Raw genomic sequence first — 19,090 nt, 5'->3', positions numbered from 1 at the left:
GCATGCGCCTTACTTCATCTGATTTTTTGCCTCTGCCCACAAATCGGCAATCCCGTCAGCTCGCGGGACGGCCACTACCAGACGTTTTACTTCCTCCAGCAGTTGCGCGACCGCATCGTGGGCAAATTGACTGCTGTCGTATTCCGCCCGGAGCGTGAAGCGGTCCTCGGACGGGTTGACAAACAGGCGCAGCGGAAGGTGAAGCTGCCCGCTGCTCTTTGCCTGAAACGGCTTTTGCTCGCCAGCTTGCGTCTGGAACGGAAAGTGCGTATAAACCAGGCTGCGCGTATTGATGACGGTTTGCAAAAAATCGAGCGGAATTTGCGACCACTGCGCCATTTGCTGCAACGTAATATGCTCGTAGCGGCGAATGCGCACGATTTTTTTCTGCAAGGCGACAAACCACTCTTTGACCTGGTCCGCGTCGTTGTAGGTCAGCCGGACGGGCAAGCTGTTGGTAAACAGTCCGACCATTTTGTCCATTTGCCCGATTTCCGGGACGCGTCCCGATGTCATCAGCCCGATCAGGACATCGCGCTGTTCGAGCAGTCGCGCCTGCGCCAAGCCCCACGCACCCAAGACTACCGTATTTAGCGTTATTTGGTTCTTTCTGGAAAATTCTCTTACAGTATAGACCTCGTCTTGTGCCAGAGCAACACTTTTCACGGCGCTTACATAGCCGCTGCGCTGGCTCGGTGTCGTCGGCACAAGCTGTTCGCGATAGCGGAACGGCCCCAGCTCCCCTGTCCAAAATTGCCGCGCTTCCTGGTCGTCCTGCCTTTTTTGCCACTTGACATAATCGAGGAAAGGCGTCGCGGGCGTCTGCGGCTCGCGGATGAGCGCTTCGCCGAGCTGATAGTTCGCCCACACTTCCTGCAAAATGAGATTCATGCTCCAGCCGTCAAACAAGGAATGTTGATACGTCCAGACAAACTGGTAGCTTGCCTTGTCGTATTGGATGAGCTGAAACCGCATTTGCGGAACTTCGTCCACCTTGAAGCTCTTTTGCCGTTCCTGCGCGATCCATTCGGCCAAAGCTTGCTTTTGCTCGTCCGCAGACAGCTTCGTCCAGTCCAGCACGTCGATGGCAACGTCGACATGCCTTTTCACGAATTGAACCGGATGCGATATTTTTCTCCAGATGAATCCAGTCCGCAGCACGGAATGGCGGTCGATAACCCGCTGCCAGGCCAGTCGGAAATGGTCAAGCCTCAGTTCCTCTGCAATCGGGAACGCGAGCAGGCTGACCGTGCCTTGCCGCGCGTGCAAAATGTTGTGGTTCAGGACCAGTAACTGCATGAAGGTGAGCGGATAGACGCTTTCGACTTCCCGTGTATCCACTGTACGCAGTAAAATCTCCTGGTCGGCCTGGTCGACGTTGTAGAACAGCGTGCTTGGGGCGGAGTCTGGCAGGGCTTCGGCGGATGGTTGGCTGGTGCTTTTCAGGTTGATCTGCCGCGCCTGCTGCTCCTGCGTCGTCGGGTAACCCCCCGCCAATGTTTCCGTGGACGGCTGGCTGTCGCTCCCCAGCCGAATCTGCCGCGCCAGCTCCTCCATCGTCGGGTAATCAAACAGCAGATCGGAGGCAATCTCAATGTGATGTTCTTTCAGACGCGAAGCGAACTGGATGGCCGTCACGGAATCGCCGCCCAGGTCAAAAAAGTCGTCTGCCACACTGATCGGGCTTTTTCCGAGCAACTCCTCCAAAATTGTGCACAGCCACGAAGCCATGTCCTCCTGACGCTGATTGCGCGGCTGCTGCTCGGTGGCCGGAGCGGAAGCCGAAGCGCTGGCGAGCGGTGCGAGCTTTTCTCCGGGAGAATCAGCAGCAAAGCTCGCCAACAACTCTTCTACTTGCCGCATCTGGTGCGCTTGTAACGTGTAGCTGGCCTGGCCGTCCTGGATGAACTCGCCGCCCTGTCTTATCAGGAGCGTAGAGGGAGGCAGACGCTTTTCATTGCCAAGCGTCTCCGCAGGCGCAGCGAACGCCCGCTCAATCCAGTAATACTGCCGCTCAAAAGCGTAGGTCGGCAGCGGGAGGCGGCTCGGGTGCGCTGGCGCATGGACGTTTTTCCAGCGGATGTTCGCCTTGTACAGCCACAGTCGCCCTAACGAAGCGAGCATCGTCTTGCAGGCCGATTCGTTTTCTCCGGGGGCGGGCAAGGACGGCAGCAATGGCGCGGAACGGAACCGTTCGCTTGCTGCCAGCCGTTCAAGCTGCGTTTTCCCTGGGCCGACTTCGAGAAATACCGGCTTTTGCACATGGGCGAGCACAGGCAAGCTAGCCACATCCACCCCTTGACCGGAAAAGCTGACCAGCTCCCGCCAATAGTCCATGGAGCTGGCCTGCTCCTCGGTGATCCACGTGCCGCTTCTGTTCGACAAAAACGGAATGCCCGGTTTGCCAAGCGCGATGGCATAAGCACAGTCCCCACGGAAACAGAGCAGCTTCAAAGCGTCTTCCCAAGCCAAAACGCCTGCGAGACACGCGCTGACGTATTCTCCGAGCCAATCTCCTGCCAGCGCTTTTGGTGTCACTCCCCAGTGACGCCATAGCTGCGCCAGCGAGTATTCCAGGATGAATTGGGCGATTGGGCCATGGGGCGAATCGTTTTCCAGCCATGTTTTGGCATCCAGCCGCAGCACCCGCTCCACGAACCGGAAGCATTGGTCCATCTGCTCGCGGAAGAAAGGGAACTGCCGATACAAGTCGCGGGCCGTGCTTCCACACGCGATTCCCGCCGGGGAAAAGACAAAGACGACCGCTTTCTCTTCCGCGCTTTCCTCCGTTTCGCTGCAAACAAGCCGCAGCGCATCCGGATGGGCAACCGCCTCTTCCGTGTGGCACAGGACGATCCCGCGAAAATCGAAATGCTCCCGGCCCGTTTGCAGCGTGTAGGCGACTTGCGACAAGCTTGCCTCGGGATTCTCGCGGAGATAAGCCAGCACATTTTCATAGTTTCGCTGTCTCGCCGCACTGGTTTTCCCCGAAATCGCCAGCAGATTCCACTCGCTCGCCGCTTCTAGGGCTGGCGTCTTTGGAGCCGTTTCGACAATGACGTGCGCATTGGTCCCGCCGATGCCAAAAGAGCTGACGCCTGCCACTCTTTTTCCCGAATCCGCCTGCCACCTTACCGGGGTGTTATTCAAGCGGAACGGGCTGTTTTCCAATTCGAGCTGCGGATTCGGCTTTTGCAGGTGCAAGAGCGGCGGAATCGTTTCGTGGTGGATGGCGAGAACGGTCTTCATCAGGCCCGCGATGCCGGAAGCGGTGTTCAAATGCCCCACATTCGCCTTGACCGAGCCGATGTAACACGGATCGGCCGGATCGCGCTCCTTGAACACTTCCTTGAGGGCGGCAATCTCTACCCGGTCCCCCAGCTTCGTCCCCGTGCCGTGCGCTTCCACATACCCGATCTCGTGCGGAGTCACTCCGGCCACTTCCATCGCTTCGGAAATGACTTGAATCTGGCCCTCGAATCCAGGCGCGGTGTATCCGACTTTGCCTGCGCCGTCGTTGTTGATGGCTGAACCGCTAATGACCGCGTAGATATGATCCTTGTCTTGCAGCGCCTCGTCCAGCCTTTTGAGCACAACGACGCCCACGCCGTCGCCGAAGACGGTCCCTTCCGCTTTTTCATCGAAGCAGCGGCAATGTCCGTCCGGCGATTCGATGCCCCCCTGCTTGTACAAATAGCCGTGCTTGTCGAGAAACTGGACGGACACGCCTCCTGCCAGAGCCATGTCGCACTCCCCGTTCAGCAGGCTCTGGCACGCCAGATGCACGCTCACCAGCGAGGAGGAGCAAGCCGTCTGAACGGAAAAGCTCGGGCCAGTCAAATTCAATTTGTAGGAAACCCGCGTCGTCAAAAAGTCTTTGTCGTTTCCGACCTCGATTTGGCGATGGTCCAAAATGCGCAACAAGTCGGGGCGACTGACCACATGCGTCACATATTTGTTCGCGCCGATTCCGGCGAACACGCCCACCGCACCCTCAAGCTGCGACACGCTTTGTCCGGCATCTTCGAGGGCATTCCAGGCAGCTTCCAGAAACAGCCGTTGCTGCGGATCCATAATCTCGGCTTCCCGCGGCGTATAGTGGAAAAAGGCTGCATCGAACCATTCGATCCCTGCCAGTTGACCGCAAGCGGGGACGTAGTCCGGCCGAGCGAGCAGAGCCGGGTCTACGCCCGACTCCAACAGCTCCTCTTTTGTGAAAAAGCGGATTCCTTCTACGCCGTCCACCAGGTTGTTCCAATACTTACGAATATTTTCGGCTTGCGGAAATTTTCCCGCCATGCCGATGATCGCGATTTTCTCGCTTGGCGCATGCGCATTTTCCATTCCGATTTTCCTTTCCCCCAAACGGCTCCCTAGCTTCGCATCGTTCTTCGTTTTTTGCGCAGCTCCGCTCTTTTTTGTCCCGTTTCCACGCTGGATCGGTTCACGGCCGTTCTTTTGATCTGTTCGGCTATCTTTTCGATCGTCGTATATTGGAAAAGCTCCACAATCGACAGCTCATGGAACAGCTCCGTCTGAATCATTTCCTGCAACTGCACGATCAGCAAGGAATTTCCGCCGATGTCAAAAAAGTTGTCGTGAATCCCGATGCTAGGCGCGCCAAGCAGCCTGCTCCATATTTCCGCGAGCTTTTGCTCGACGTCGTCCCGGGCTTCCGAAAACAGAGGCCCCGCGTCCAACTGCTGGCAATGTTGCTCCATTGCCTTCCAGTCCATCTTGCCGTTCGGAGTCAGCCAAAATCGCTCGACATGGAAAAATTGGGCGGGAACCATGTACTCCGGCAGTTTTTTCCGCGCGTACTCCTTCAATTGGCCCATCGGCAGCGGTCTGTCTGCTGTGTAGTAGCAAACGATTTTGCTTGTCTCCCCGTCTTTTACCGTCGTCACGGCGATCTGCTGAAGCGGCGCGGCATCCCGGAGCGCATGCTCGATCTCGCCAAGCTCGATGCGGTAGCCGCGCACTTTTACCAACTGGTCTTTTCTGCCGACAAATTCGATGTTGCCATCCGGCAAGTATCGACCGAGATCGCCTGTCTTGTAGCAAAGCTGGCCGCTGGCTCGCCGGATGAACGCTTGTCTCGTCCGTTCCTCGTCCTGAAAGTAGCCGCTGGTCACATTTCGGCCTGCTACGTAGATTTCACCGATCACGCCCGGCGGACAAACGTTGCCGTCCGGAGCCAAAATGATGATTTGATTATTGGCAATCGGCTTGCCGATGAGTACAGCTCCATAAGGGGCGTCTGCGTCTGGCTCCACCTTGTAGCTGGACACCCAGATCGTCGTCTCGGTCGGTCCGTACATGTTGCAAATGTCGGCAAACGGCAGCATCTGCCGCACCTGTTTCGCCAGGGCGAAGCTCCACGCTTCCCCACCCAGCAGCACATGCCTGAGCGCTGGCAGCACGGGAGAATGACCGTACCGCTCCTTGTTGGCTTTCCAAAACGTAGTGAGCTGTACCATCAAGCTCGGGACGGAATGCCAAACCGAAACTTGCTGCGTCTCCATGTACGCGAGCAATCCGTCCATATCCCGGAGCCGCTCTTGCGTCACGATGCAAAGCTGCCCTCCGCATAGCAGCGCGGCGAAGATTTCAAAGACCGAGATGTCAAAGCTGATGGACGTGACGAGCATGAATACATCGTCTGATCGCAACTGGAAGTCAGCGATGCTCCACGCCACAAAATTGTGGACGTTGGCATGGGTAACCGGCACGCCTTTTGGCTTGCCTGTCGAGCCGGAGGTGTACATGATATACATCCAGTCAGCGCCGCAACTTTCCGTCGGCGGATTGGCAGTTGTCTCGAAAGCGGCCTCCGTCGCGGCTGCTTCCTGGAACACGCTCAGATTGACGATGTCGACCTGCTGCTGTTGTCCGATCCGCCCGGCTTTTTCGAGCAGGCGATTTTCGGTCAAAAGCAGTCTGGCTCCGCTGTGAGCGAGAATGTAGGCGATTCGCTCCTCGGGATAGCCCGGATCGAGCGGCACATAGACACCACCGGCTTTCAAAATAGCGAGGATGCCGACGACGGGCTGCAAACCTCTGTCGACGAAAATGCCGACGGGCACACGATTGCCGACGCCCTTGCGGATGAGCAGCCAGGCGAGCTGATTGGCCTGTTCGTTTAACGTCTGATACGTCATCTGCTGCTCTTCGCAGACCAGCGCGATCGCATGCGGCGTTTTTTGCGCCTGGGCTTCAAATTGCTGGTGGAGCGGCAGCGGCTCGGGCCAGTCCAGGTGCGCCCCTTGAAAACGGTGCAGCAGTTCGTCCGCCTCGAGGCCAGTCAGCAAAGCCACTTCTTTGATCGGCATTTCCGGACGCTCCGTCACTTGCGCGAGAATGTGCAGGAAAAAGCGGGCAAACTGCCGGATCGTGCTGTCCGCAAACAAGTCCGAGTTGTACTCAAAGGAAATCTCGATCCGCTGATCGCCTTCCTTCGCGAGACAACTGAGTTCAAACTGGCTGATCCCGTCGTTTTCCAGATGCAGCTTGTCAAAAAACTGGAACAGCACGTTGTAGACGGGATTTCGTGCCAAATCACGCTCGGGATTAAGCTTTTCCACCAGCAGGTCAAACGGGTATTGCGCTTTGTCGATCGCCGCCCACACTTTTTGCTGGACAGCATGCTGTAACTGGGCAAACGTCGCGACGTCCTGAAAAGAAAGGCGAATGCACAAAGTGTTGATGAATATCCCCACTACTTCTTCCCATTTCTTTTGGTTTCTTCCAGCCGTAGGTACACCGACGATCAGCTCGTCGTCCTGCGACAGCTTGTGCAGCAGCAGGAAGTAGGCGCTCAGCAAAACGTTGCTGTACGTAATCTGCTGCTGCTCGACGTGGCGCTTGAGCGTTTCATAAAGCGCTCCGCTGATTTCGAACTTGTGGTAGCTACCGTTGTACGTCTGGACGGGCGGCCGTTTTTTGTCAGTCGGCAGCGACAGCGTAGGCAACGGCTTGGCAAGCTCGGAAAGCCAGTAGCTTTCGTGCTTGGCAAACTCTTCGCTCGTTTCCCATTCTTTTTGGGCAGCAATCCAATCAAAGTAATCGGGCTTCGCCTCGGTCAGCCTTGGGGGCTGCTCTTGCAAAAGCGACTGGTAAATGCCAAACAGCTCGCGGTAAAAAATGTCGATGCTCCAGCCGTCCGTAATCACATGGTGAAAATTGACGTAAAGGCAAAAGCGCTCCTTGGCAAGCTGGTACAAATAGATGCGGTACGGAGGCGATTCCAGATCAAACGGCTGCATTTTCTGCTCATGAATGCTTTTTTCCACAAAAAGCGCCTGGTCTGGCTGCTTCGTTGCGTCGATTACCTGGATCGTCGGACGGTACTTCGGCAGCGCTTCTTGCACAGGACTTCCGTCTTGCAGAGTGAACCTCGTGCGCAGCATCACGTGTCTGTCTGCGAGATAGGCGACGGCCTGCTCCAACAGCGCGACGTCAATGGCCATGTCATACGTGCGAATAAACGGCAAGTTGTAGGCGACCAGCTCGGGGGTCATCTTTTGCAAAAACCATATGCGTCGCTGTGCGTGCGACAGCGGCATGATCCGCTGGTCTGGCGCTGCTTCTCTTTGCTGCGGAACGTCTTCCCCGCTTCGCTCCCGTTGTTTTTGCGAGACAAACTCGGCCAAGTCCGGGATGGTTAAATGCGTAAACACATCCTGCACCGACAGGGTGACCTGGCATTGCTCGTTAATCCGGTTGGCGATCTTGATGCCCATGATCGAGGTTCCGCCCAGTTCGTAAAACTGATCGTGTATATCAATCGTTGGCAGCCGGAAGACGTTTCCCCAAATTTGCGCAAGCTGCCGTTCAAGCTCGGTATAGCCGCCATCCGCCCGGCCCGTCAGCTCTACCTGAATCTCGACCTCCGGCAGCCTGATTTTCGCCCGAATCCCCGCGGCAAGCGCGATCGGCAGGCTGCTGTTCCAGAACAAGTCATTGTCCGTGTTGATTTCCCCGATGACGACGTTGGACAAGTTTTTACGGAGAACATGCTCGAACGCTTTGACCGCCCGGCGAGGCGAGAGGGAGCGAAAAGCAGCATCGAGGCTCGCTCCTGCCTTTTTCGCCATGCCTGTATTCATCCACGTCGTCCAGTTGATCGCGATGATTCGCGTGGGCGCGCTTGCGACGCCGGAAAAAGCATCCAGGTAGCAATTGGCGGCGACGTAATCGCCCAAGTAAATCCCGCCGACCACCGCCGCGATGGAAGAAAACAGCACGAGAAACTCAGGCGGATTTTCCCGCGTCAGCGCGTGCAGATGCTGCGTCCCTCTGATTTTGGCAGCGAGCGCGGCCGAAAAATCGGCTTCGTCCTTGTCGACGAGCAGACCGCTGCCCGGCAAGCCTGCTGCGTGGATGATGCCGTCGATTTTTCCGTGGATGCGGTAGATGTCGCGGATAGCCGCGGCGATCTCATCCCGGTTGGCTACGTCGGCGCTGTATGTAAACACCCGGGAGCCGTTGCTCTCCAAGCTTTGCAGATGGTGAAGCAGCCTGCCCTGCTTATCGTGCTTGTGCTGGCTGAACTCGTCCCACAGGGCACGCTCGGGCAATGCGCTGCGGCTGATGAGAACGAGTTTTACCCGGTGGTGCTGGGCAATATGCTTCGCAAGCGCAAAGCCGATGCCGCCCGTGCCGCCTGTAATGACGTACACCCCTTGCTCCTTGAAGCGCAGGCCGCTGTCGTCGACTGCGGACAAATCCAATTGCGCCAGCTCAGGATAGTATCTTTGTCCAGAACGATACGCGATCTGGTAATGTCCGCTACTGCCCAACGCTTCCGCCGCGATGTCGCTGACAGGTGTGGCATCGTCGAAGTCGATGCACTTGCAAGGAAGTGCGCTGTACTCTTCGCGAATGACTTTTCCCATTCCGAACAAGGCCGCGAACTCCGGCTGGACGGTGTGATCGTCCGGCAGAACCCGCTGGGCGTTTTTCCCGACCAAGACGATTTCGCTGGGGGCAGGACGATTTTTCGCCAATGCTTTCGTCAAGAAAAACAGCGCGTGCAAAAGCTGCTCGGCATCGTCGCTGGCCAATCCGGGCGCCTTTACGACCGCGAATACGACTTTGCCAAAAGCAGCCTCGCTTGTATCGCGAATGAGCCGCTCAAAATCGGCTTGCGAGCAAGTAAGCCCATACTCGGTGGCACTTTCTTGGCGATAGGAAGTCGTCAGCCGGGCATGCACGACGCGCTCGCTGTGCGTCGCGATGGCGTCGGCCAGCTCGTAGCCCCAATCGGTAGAGTCGGTGATGACCAGCACCTTCGCTCGTTTCTGTGCTTGTGTGGACAAAGGCTCGGCAGGGACCCACTGGATGCGCTGATAGAGAGCCTGCTCGGCTGCGGGTAGTGCGGCTGGCGCTTCGCTCGCATGCCCGCTTGTTCCCGATGCGCTTGGCAAAGGGCCTTGCGCTTTTTTGTCCGCCGTCGGCCAGATTTTGATTTTTTCAAAGGGATACACGGGCAAATTCAGCTTTTGCCGCGGTTGGCGGTACACCGTCTCCCACGGGATCGACATTCCCGCGACGTATTGCTCCGCCAGCTTTTCCAGCGACGCTTTCGTCAGCCAGCCGTCACCGTCAGTCTCGGCATGCTCGCCCAAGCCAGCAAAAGAGCTGGCGGGAGTGCTGCCGTCACGGCTGGATTCGGCACTCTCAAAGAGGTACATTCCTTTGTCTTTCGCCCCTTCTGCTCCGGACAAATCGGCTACGCGCAATTGCTGCCGCAACTCTTCTATCGACTGGAATACGAACGCGACCCGGTTTTCGTATTGCCCGCGACCCGTGTTTGCCGTATAGCACAAGTCCGCCAGATTTATGGATGAGTGAGTTTGCAAATAGGAATGGTAGGCTTTTAGCAACTCCGCCAAGGACGACTTGCTTTTGGCGGAGAGCGTCAAAAGATGCACCGGCGGCAACGGCTCCGCTTCTGTTTCCGTTTCCGGGCGGTCGCTTTCCGGCGCCTCTTCCACGACGACATGGCAATTGGTGCCGCTGAAGCCAAAGGAATTGACCCCTGCGCGCAGCGGGGTGCCCCCTCTTTTCCAGTCTCTTAGCTCGGTCACGATTTCGACCGCAGCGTTGCGCGGATCGAGAAAAGGGTTCGGAGACTGGTAGTGCAGCGTAGCGGGAATTTTTTTGTGCCGGAGGGCGAGCACGACTTTGATGAGCGACGCCAGACCCGATGCGGCAACCGTATGGCCGATATTCGTCTTGACCGAGCCGATCCCGCACACATGGGGCCGGGACGCAGATTTTTGAAAGGCGTCGTTGATCGCCTGCAATTCGATCGAATCGCCCAACAGCGTCCCTGTGCCGTGCGCTTCGATGTACGAGATGGACAGCGGATCGATTTTGGCTTTTTCCCACGTGCGCAAAAACAATTGCGTCTCGGCATCCGGATTGGGGGCGGTCAAGCCGTTGGAAGCGCCGTCGGCATTGACGCCGCTTCCTTTAATAACCGCGTAGATCGGGTCGCGATCCTCGCGCGCCTTCGCCAACGGCTTGAGCATCACGGCTGTGATTCCTTCGCTCCAGATCGTTCCGTCCGCCTGTTTGTCAAACGCCTTCACTCTGCCGTCCGACGTCTCCAGATCGTGCAGCTTCCCGGTCACCTGCGGAATGACCATCAGATTCACGCCGCCGACCAGCGCTGCTTCACATTCGTTGTTCGCCAGGGCCGTGCACGCCTGATGCAAGGCGACAAGCCCCGATGAGCACGCCGTATTGAGCACGAAAGCAGGCCCGCGCAAGTCCAGAAAATACGAAATCCGGTTGGACAACAGCCCCACGAGCGAGCCGACCAGCGAAGAAATATCTTCGTTTTGCAAGAGCGAGCGATAATGGGACTGGTAAGCCGTCTCCAGTCCCACAAACACGCCCGTGTTGGAATGCTTCAGCCTCGCTCCCCCGTATCCGGCGTCCTCCAGCGCGTGGTAGGCCGTCTCCAGAAACAGGCGCTGATACGGCTCCATCGCCAGCGCTTCGTTTTGTCCGATCTGGAAAAAAGAGTGATCGAAGCAGCAAATCTGATCGAGGTAGCCAGCCTGGTGATGGGCGCTCTCCAGCATCTCTTCCAGCTCTGGCAGGAAGCCGGACAAATCGCGCAACCGCTCTTCCGGAAAGTAGCCGATGCTGTTTACTCCCTGGACCAGATTGTCCCAAAACTGCTGGGGGCTGCTCGTTCCGGGGAAGCGGCAGGCCATGCCGATGACAGCAATGTCCTGACGGCTCTTGCGCTCTGGATGGCGATTCAGCTTTTCCAAAATGGAAACCGCCATTTCCTGGCTGAGATGTCCCGCTTTCAGCAGTTGCAGGATGCTGTCATTCATCTCTTTTCGGCTACTCATCTTCTTCTCCCCACTCTTTCTGGTCTAGGTAGTCCAATATGTTTTCCATCGAAACATTGCCCTTGAGAAAATCGCTCAGTTTGTCCTGCAAGGGGACAGTCTCGCTCTGTCCGGCCTTGCGGGGCGTCTCGTGGGCACTCGGCTTGTTTTCCAGATATTCCGCCATTTTCGCAATCGAAGGATAGGCGAACAGCGTGGCGATGTTGATCCGCCCCGGGTAGAGCTGCTCGATTTCTTTGACGAGACTGGTCGCGAGAATGGAGTTTCCGCCTGCCTCCTGAAAAGACTGGTACACATTCGCTTCCGGGATCCCCAATACTTTTTGCCAAACGGCGGCCAGGCGCGTTTCCACCGCGCTGTACGTGTGGTCGGTCCTGCCTGTGAGCATCGGCGCAAGCGGTGTGGCGTCCGCTGTCTCCGGCTCCCAAGCAACAGGACGCGCGAACATGCTCCTGATTTCCGGCGAGATGGCAAAAGGCAACGGATAGCGGTGGGTCTGAAAATGCGCCTCGTTCAGTTCGCCGACGATGACGCGCGCGAGCTTTCGTCTCAGCACCGCATCCAAAATGCCGATCGCCTTGTCCGGATGCATGCCGCAAAACGGCGAAGCCTCTTTCTGGATGCGGTATCGCGCCGCCATGCCTGTGTCGTTCCAGGCAGGCCAGTTGATCGTCACGCTCTGTCGGCCTTTGGCTTGCCTGTAGTCGCTAAACGCGTCCAAATAGGCGTTGGCCGCCGTGTAATCCGCCTGTCCGAGCCCGCCGAGCAAGCTGGTTACCGAGGAAAACAGGACAAAAAAGTCGAGGCGGTCCTGCTCGGTGTAACGGTCCAACAGCCAGGTGCCGACGACCTTTGGAGCGAGCACTTGCGCGATTTTGGCTCGTCCTTTGTTGATGAGCAGACCTTCGCCTGCCACACCCGCGCAATGGAAAACGCCATGGATCGCACCGTATTGCTGGCGGATCGTCTGCAACACATCGGCCAACCTGCGCTCATCGGCCACATCCACCGTATGCACTTCTACGCTGGACCCGCTGTCCTCGATGCTGCGGATTTGCCCGATTTGGCCCGCCAGTGCGGAATGGGGCTGCTCCCGGACAATTTCGGCCCATTGCTCGCGCGCAGGAAAGGCGCTTCTGGCGAGCAGGCACAGGTGCACGGGCTGCTTGTTGCCGAGATAATGAGCAACCTGCAGCCCGATATCGCCAAGCCCGCCCGTAACCAGGTAGACGCCGTTTTCCCGGATGGAGACGGCCTGCGGCTCTGCCGCTTGCAGCGTCTGCGCTTCCAGCCGTTCGACATATCGGACATTTTCCCGATACGCCACCTGGAAGTCTTCCTCTCCCGCTTCCCACTCAGCCCAGAGCGTAGACGGCGCAGTAGCGCTGTCCAGATCAATGCAGCGGCATTTCAACTGCGGGTACTCCTGCGCGACCACTTTTGCCAGGCCGAACAAAACGGCGTGCTGCGGGTTCAAGGCGGCTTCTCGCCTGGTCACCGAAAACGCCTGGTCGCCCAAAAGATACAGGTTGATCTCCTGGTGATACGACTGGTTCAACAGCTCGCACACAAGCTGGCAGAAGCTGTAGACGCTCCGGTTTTCCCACTCGTGAAAGTCGTCCGCACATGCGAGCTTCTCCTCCGTCATGCCCATGCAGTGGACGATGTGGCGAATGTCCCGGTGCGCCAGCTCTTGCAGCAAGCGCGGAAAATCGTCCGCCGAGCCGATCTTGTATTGATGATCGCCGCCTTTTTCAAAAGCAGCGCCGAAAGCAACTTCGATGACATCCGCTTCCCGCGCTTGTAGCTCCACGAGCAACTCATGACTCCTGTAGCCCGTTCCGCTCAAAAACAGCCACGTGCCCGGTTTCGCGCCAGCTTGCCGCAACGGCGCTGTCGCTTTGTCGTCGCGCACCCAATGCAGGCGATAGCATGTGTCTGTTGTTTGCGCCGGGCCTTCGGAGTTTTGCGGCCCGGTCCCGATCCAGTGACGGACCGCTTCGTACGGATAGGCTGGCAATGCGATGATGTGGTGCTGCTCTTTTGCATACAGGCGCTGCCACTCGATATCGGCCCCGTCCGTGTACATGGCGGCGATGTTTTGCAGGCTGTCCAGCGCAAAAGCGGTTCCGTTTTCCTTGTATTGCCGGATCGTTCTTTCCGCGAGCGCCGTCCGCTTGACTTTTTCTTCCTCCATGATCCCGTTTTCAGACGGATCGTTTTCGTCCACGATGACGCGGCTCGCCTTGTAGAAAATCCCGCGCTCGGCAGCCTCCTGCGTATGTTCCAGCCCTGTCGCGTCCGCGTATTTGCATTTTTCCCGCAGCTCGGCCTGATCGCGGAACAGGATCGCTACGCGGTGCTCGTAATGGCCGCGAGTCGCATTGGCCGTATAGCACAAATCGGGCACATCGACCGCCGGCGTCTCGTTGAGGTATCGGGCGTAGCGGCTGAGTAGCGCGCGCAAGGAGCTTTTCGTCTTCGCCGACAATGCGAGAAGCTGCCAGCCCGGACTGCTCTCGCGCTTCGCCGGAGTGGACGCAGGCGGTTCTTCCAGCAGCACATGGCAATTCGTCCCGCTGAATCCGAACGAGCTGATGCCACATCGGCGCGGCGTCTCGGCTGCACGCCATTTCTGCAGCTTGTCGTTGACATAGACCGGAGAATCGGCAAATTCGATGAACGGATTCGGCTGCCGGAAGTTGGCGACCGGGGGCAATTGCCCGTGCTTGAAGGCCAAAATCATTTTGATGACCGAAGCCATCCCCGACGCTCCGACCAGGTGGCCGATGTTCGCTTTTACCGTACCGACCCCGCAAAATTGCTTTTTATCGGTAAATCTGCGAAAAGCATTGGCGATGCCCTTCAGCTCGATCGGATCGCCCAATCTCGTTCCGGTGGCGTGCGCCTCGAGATACGTAATCGTTTCGGGATCAATCTTGGCTGCCTGCCACGCCTCGACCAGCGCTTTTTCCTGCGCTTCCGCATTCGGTGCGGTAATACCGTTCGACGCTCCGTTGTTATTCATCGCCGAGCCTTTGACCACAGCGTGAATGGCGTGGTTGTCGCGCACCGCCTGATCGAGCTGCTTCAGCACAATCGTGCCTACTCCCTCTCCCCACATCGTGCCGTTTGCCTGCGCATCGAACGGGCGAATCGTCTCGTCGGCGGAATCAATCAGCGAATTGTGCTGCGTCGGCAAATAGGCCAGAGAAACGCCCGCTACAATCGCCACGTCAATTTGCCCCGCCTGCAAAGCCTGGGCGGCCAGACACAGTGCTGCAAGACTCGAGGAACACGCTGTGTCCACAACGAGGCAAGGGCCTTTCAGATTGAGGAAATAGGCGATCCGGCTCGCGAGTATGCCTGTCGAGCCAGAGGTGACCTTCAACGGGTGCTGAATATCAATCATGTTGTTGTACTCGTTGCGCCCGGTCGTGTCTTTGCCGATGTACACGCCCGTTTTCGTCCCGAACAGGCTTTTCCCGCCAAGCCCGCTGGTTTCCAGGGCCTCGTACACGTTTTGCAAAAGCAGGCGCTGTTCCGGGTCCATCAGCCCTGCTTCCTTGGGCGCGATGTGGAAGAACGCGGAGTCAAAGCGGTCGATCTGTTCCAGGTAGCCGCCCTGGCAGTAGGTTTGGGTTGCGCTCAAAAAGCGGTCGGTATCCTTTCTTCGGGAGGCGGGAAACGGGCGGATCGCATTGACGCCTGCGGTCAGGTTGGTCCAAAACTGCTCGGCGTTTTCCGCCAGCGGAAATTGGCAGGCGTAGCCGATGATCGCGTACTCGTCCTTTTGTTCGGACGGCGCAGTCTCGCCTGCTGAAAAAGCGGTCCACTGTTCCAGCAGCCGCTTGGTTTCCTCCTGCGAGTATTTGCTCGTTTTGTACCCTTCGAGGATCGACTCGACGGTAAGCGCGGCAGGCTCTGGCACCTTTTTGCCGTCCAAGTAGTTCGCCATTTCAAAAATGGTCGGATACAGGTAAAGGTCTGCGACGTGAAGCGTGCCCGGGTACTTCTCGTTCCACTGCTTGTACAACTGGGCAGCGTGGATCGAATCGCCGCCCAACTGATGGAACGTGTCGAACAGGCTGATCGAGGACAGTCCGAGCACCTCTGCCCATACCTGTGCCAGCTCTTTTTGCGTCGCGGTAAATCCGTCCTGCTCCTTGAGCGTCACGGGTACAGGTGCGGCGGCTGCACGCCCCGGCTTTGCCGTCTGGCGGAACACGTCTTTCTTCACTTCATCTGCCAAGCGGAACGGCCAGATGTGCGCAAGCTCTAACAGCTCGTTCGCCTGATTGAACTGGCCGACGATTGTCCGGAACATTTGGCGGCGGAGAATCGAGTCGAGCGCTTGCAGCGCCTGATGGGTAGGCAGAAAGCTGAAAACGTGCCGTTCCTCCTGCATCGAAAGCCGCTCGGCCGTTTCCTCCCACGTAGCCCAGTTGATGGAGAATACTTTTTTGCCTTGCCGCCTGATCGCTTCTGCCCAGCCGTCCAAAAAGGCATTGCCAGTGGCATAGCCAAGCGCCCCGCGTCCACCCGTGACGGATACCGCCGAGGAAAAGAACAGGTAAAACCCGGTGTCGATCTCCTGCGTAAGCGTGTACAAGAGCCAGCTCCCGTCTGTTTTCACGGCATGTCTGCGCGCAAACTCCGCTTCGCCGAGCGCCGCATCTTCCAGCTCGCCAACGCCTATGCCCGCGCAATGAATCACTCCGGCAAGCCGCTGGTGTGTCTGGCGGATCGCCTGAACGGTTCGCTGCAACTGCGCTTCGTCGCATATGTCTGCACAGTGGTAGTCAAGCGTGGAGCCTAGCGCTTCCACAGCGAGCACCGCATTGATTTTATCCGCCAAGCTTATGTCTGGCGACTCCCGCAGCACGGCCGGCCACGTCTCCCGGTCCGGCAGCATCGTCTTGCCGAGCACGATCAGCTTGACTTTGTTTTTCTGGCTCAAGTACTTGCATACTTCCGTTCCCAACTGGCCCAGCCCGCCCGTTAGCAGAAACACATCGCCTGCTTCGATCGCGAAGCTGTCCTCCTGCGCGCCCGTCTGCTTTGCTCTTTCGATAATTTCGATGTAGCGACGGTTTTGGCGCAGCGCTACGGAGTAGTCCGTCCCTTTCCGCCCTAGCTCGGCGAAAAGCGGCTCAGGCGCGAAGCCGTCCGGGCTGATGTCGATATGGCGCACGGACAAGCCGTAGTTTTCTTGGCGAAGCGATTTTCCCAGTCCGCCCAGCATATGGTGAAAAGGATCGCAGGCCGCATCGCCCGGCTGTACCGCCTGAGCGTTTTGCGTCAGCAGGACGACGTCGATTTCGTTTGCCAGCTTGCCTGTCGTAGCGAGCGCTTTGGCGAAAAGCAGCAGCGACCCGGCGGTCTGCTCCATGGCCGAGCGAAAAGCGGCCAACGACTCCGGCAGTGCAGCGCGAGCCGGAGGCATGAACACAATCTGAGCGAGCGACGCCAAATCGAGCTGCGCGCAAAAGGCGGCGATATCGTCCAGCGTGCGCGAAACCTGGAAATAGTCTGGCGCGACTTGCGCAGAGCGCGCTCCCAGCTCGACTGTCACCAGGCGTCTCGCTTGGTGTTTTTGCAAAAAAAGCGCCCGCCAGATGGCTGTATCTGCCGCATCGACAATCAGTAGCACCGTATCGCAAGCCGTTTGCTGCTCGCTGTCTGTGGCGGGCAGAGCTTCTTCCTTCCAGGCCACTTGGTAAAGAAAGTCTGCCTCTGCTTTTTTGGGCTGTGCGCCTGCGGGCCAAAACTTTTGCCGCTCCAGTATATTTCCCGGCAGCGCCAGCTTGCGGCCACCACAGTAAAGCATCCCCCAGTCAATGGTTGCTCCTTGTATGTACAGCGGCGCGACCTGCTCCCAGATCAGCCTCTGGTCAGATGTCTTCCCGATCCATTCCTTGATCGCTTCGTTTGCTTGCCTATCTAACGATTTTTTCGCTCGTTCCCTGATTTCCCACGCCTCGACTGTCTGCTTGTTGTCCGGCACGACTTCGTGCCGTTGGTAGCGGATCGCCGGGTTTGCCGTCCACGCGGATACGCGGTTCGCCGTTTTCAGCTCATTTACCTTCACTAACAAATCTTCATAGCTGTCGAACACAATCGTCGCCCGGTGCGCATAATGATGGCGCGACGCGCTGGCGGTAAAGCACAAATCCCCCAGGTGGACGTCCCGGTTTGCCAGTAAAAACTGCTGGTATTGCTTCGCCAGCTCCTGGAGTTTTTGCTCGCTTCTCGCCGACAGGACAAGCAAGTAGCTGTCTTGTCCGCGGCTGGCTTGCCGGACGGCCTTGGGCGGTTCCTCGAGCAAAACGTGGCAATTCGTTCCACTGAATCCAAACGAGTTAATCCCGATGCGAACAGGCTGGTCCTGCTGCTCCCATTTCGTCAGCGCGTCGTTGACAAACACGGCCGAGTTGGTCAGGTCCATGTATGGGCTGGGCGACTGGAAGTGCAGCGAAGGCGGGATTTCCCCATGCCGGAGCATCATCACTGCCTTGATGAGCGAGACAATCCCGGAAGCTCCGACCAGATGCCCGATGTTCGTCTTGACCGAGCCGACCCCGCAAAACTGCTTTTTGGACGTAAAAGCTTGAAAGGCGTTGATGATCGACTGTAATTCGATGGAATCGCCCAGCACCGTGCCTGTTCCGTGCGCTTCGATGTAGCGGATCGTTTCCGGGTTGATCTGCGCCTGCTTCCAGACGCTTTTCAAAAGCGCTTCCTGCGCCTCCCCGTTGGGGGCGGTAATGCCTTTGGACAGGCCGTTGTTGTTGATCCCGCTGCCTTTGATGACGGCGTAAATCACGTCGTTGTCCGCAAGCGCCCTGGACAACGGCTTCAAGAGCAGCCCTCCGCCCCCCTCGCCCCATACCGTGCCTGTCGCTTCCTTGTCAAACGCGCGAATCTTCTCTTCGGCGGATTCGACCTGATCGAGCGATCCGTCTTCTTTAACGGGCGGAAAATAGAAAAGGCCGCTGATGCCGCCTACAAATGCCATCTCACATTCATTTCTGCGCAACGATTCGCATGCAAAATGAACGCCTACCAACCCGGACGAGCACGATGTATCGAAGACGATGCTCGGCCCTTTCAGGTTGTAGACGTACGAGATGCGGCTTGCCAAAATTCCCGGCCACGAGCCGGTCAGGCTGAAAATATCCGGGCTGACGTAGTGGCGGTACTCGATCCCTGTCACATGGTCTTTGCCGATAAAAACGCCTGTCTTGGAGCCGATGATCTCCCGTGTCTCGTACCCGGCATTGAGCATGGTCTCATAGGCAAGCTCCAGCATGATTCGCTGATAAGGCTCCATGGACAAGGCTTCTTTTGGCGAGATGCGAAACATGTCTGGATCAAAGAAGCTGATTTCATCCAAATAGCCCGCTTTTTTGAAGCGTTTGTACGCAAAGCTCCGGTCGGAAAACAGCGCCTGTCCATCTTCCTTGCGATGGACAGGAAAGTCGTCGAGGCATTCTCGGCCAAAGCGAATGTTTTCCCAAAACTGCTGTACCGTATTCGCCTTGGGAAAGCGTCCGGCGATGCCGATAATCGCGATGTCATCGCTTTTTGCTTCGCTTGCTTTTTGCAGGCTCGTGATGTATGCCGTCGCTTCCTTGGCCGATAGCTTCCGGTCTGCGACCAGCTCGTAAATGTACTTCTTCAATTTATCCATCCTCGTATCACCGCTTCGAGTT

General features: G+C 57.6%; 3 protein-coding genes. All 3 read right to left on the bottom strand.

The window, feature by feature from the left end:
• Positions 1-9: 9 nt before the first annotated feature.
• From M655_RS13695 to M655_RS13685, 3 genes are read right to left on the bottom strand one after another with little or no spacing between them, the layout of a single operon-like run.
• Entirely contained in the window at positions 10-4,344 is a 4,335-nt protein-coding gene (locus M655_RS13695; RefSeq protein ID WP_026557209.1) for a type I polyketide synthase, read from the bottom strand.
• A 29-nt stretch (positions 4,345-4,373) separates the two neighbouring features.
• Positions 4,374-11,375, bottom strand: coding sequence for a non-ribosomal peptide synthetase (locus M655_RS13690; RefSeq protein WP_026557210.1), 7,002 nt, complete (start codon positions 11,373-11,375; stop codon positions 4,374-4,376).
• A complete protein-coding gene (locus M655_RS13685; RefSeq protein ID WP_035422708.1) occupies positions 11,368-19,068 on the bottom strand; it encodes an SDR family oxidoreductase in 7,701 nt (2,566 codons plus the stop codon). Before M655_RS13685 ends, M655_RS13690 begins: the two co-directional genes overlap by 8 nt.
• Positions 19,069-19,090: the final 22 nt, after the last annotated feature.

Origin of the sequence: Brevibacillus sp. NSP2.1, from assembly GCF_000470975.2 — a bacterium.
GTDB classification, from domain to species: domain Bacteria; phylum Bacillota; class Bacilli; order Brevibacillales; family Brevibacillaceae; genus Brevibacillus; species Brevibacillus agri.
This window is presented reverse-complemented; position numbering and strand designations above follow the sequence as displayed.

Coding starts and splice junctions, on each gene's coding strand:
- M655_RS13695 (WP_026557209.1), bottom strand. CDS start 4,344: ATGGAAAATGCGCATGCGCCAAGCGAGAAAATCGCGATCATCGGCATG.
- M655_RS13690 (WP_026557210.1), bottom strand. CDS start 11,375: ATGAGTAGCCGAAAAGAGATGAATGACAGCATCCTGCAACTGCTGAAA.
- M655_RS13685 (WP_035422708.1), bottom strand. CDS start 19,068: ATGGATAAATTGAAGAAGTACATTTACGAGCTGGTCGCAGACCGGAAG.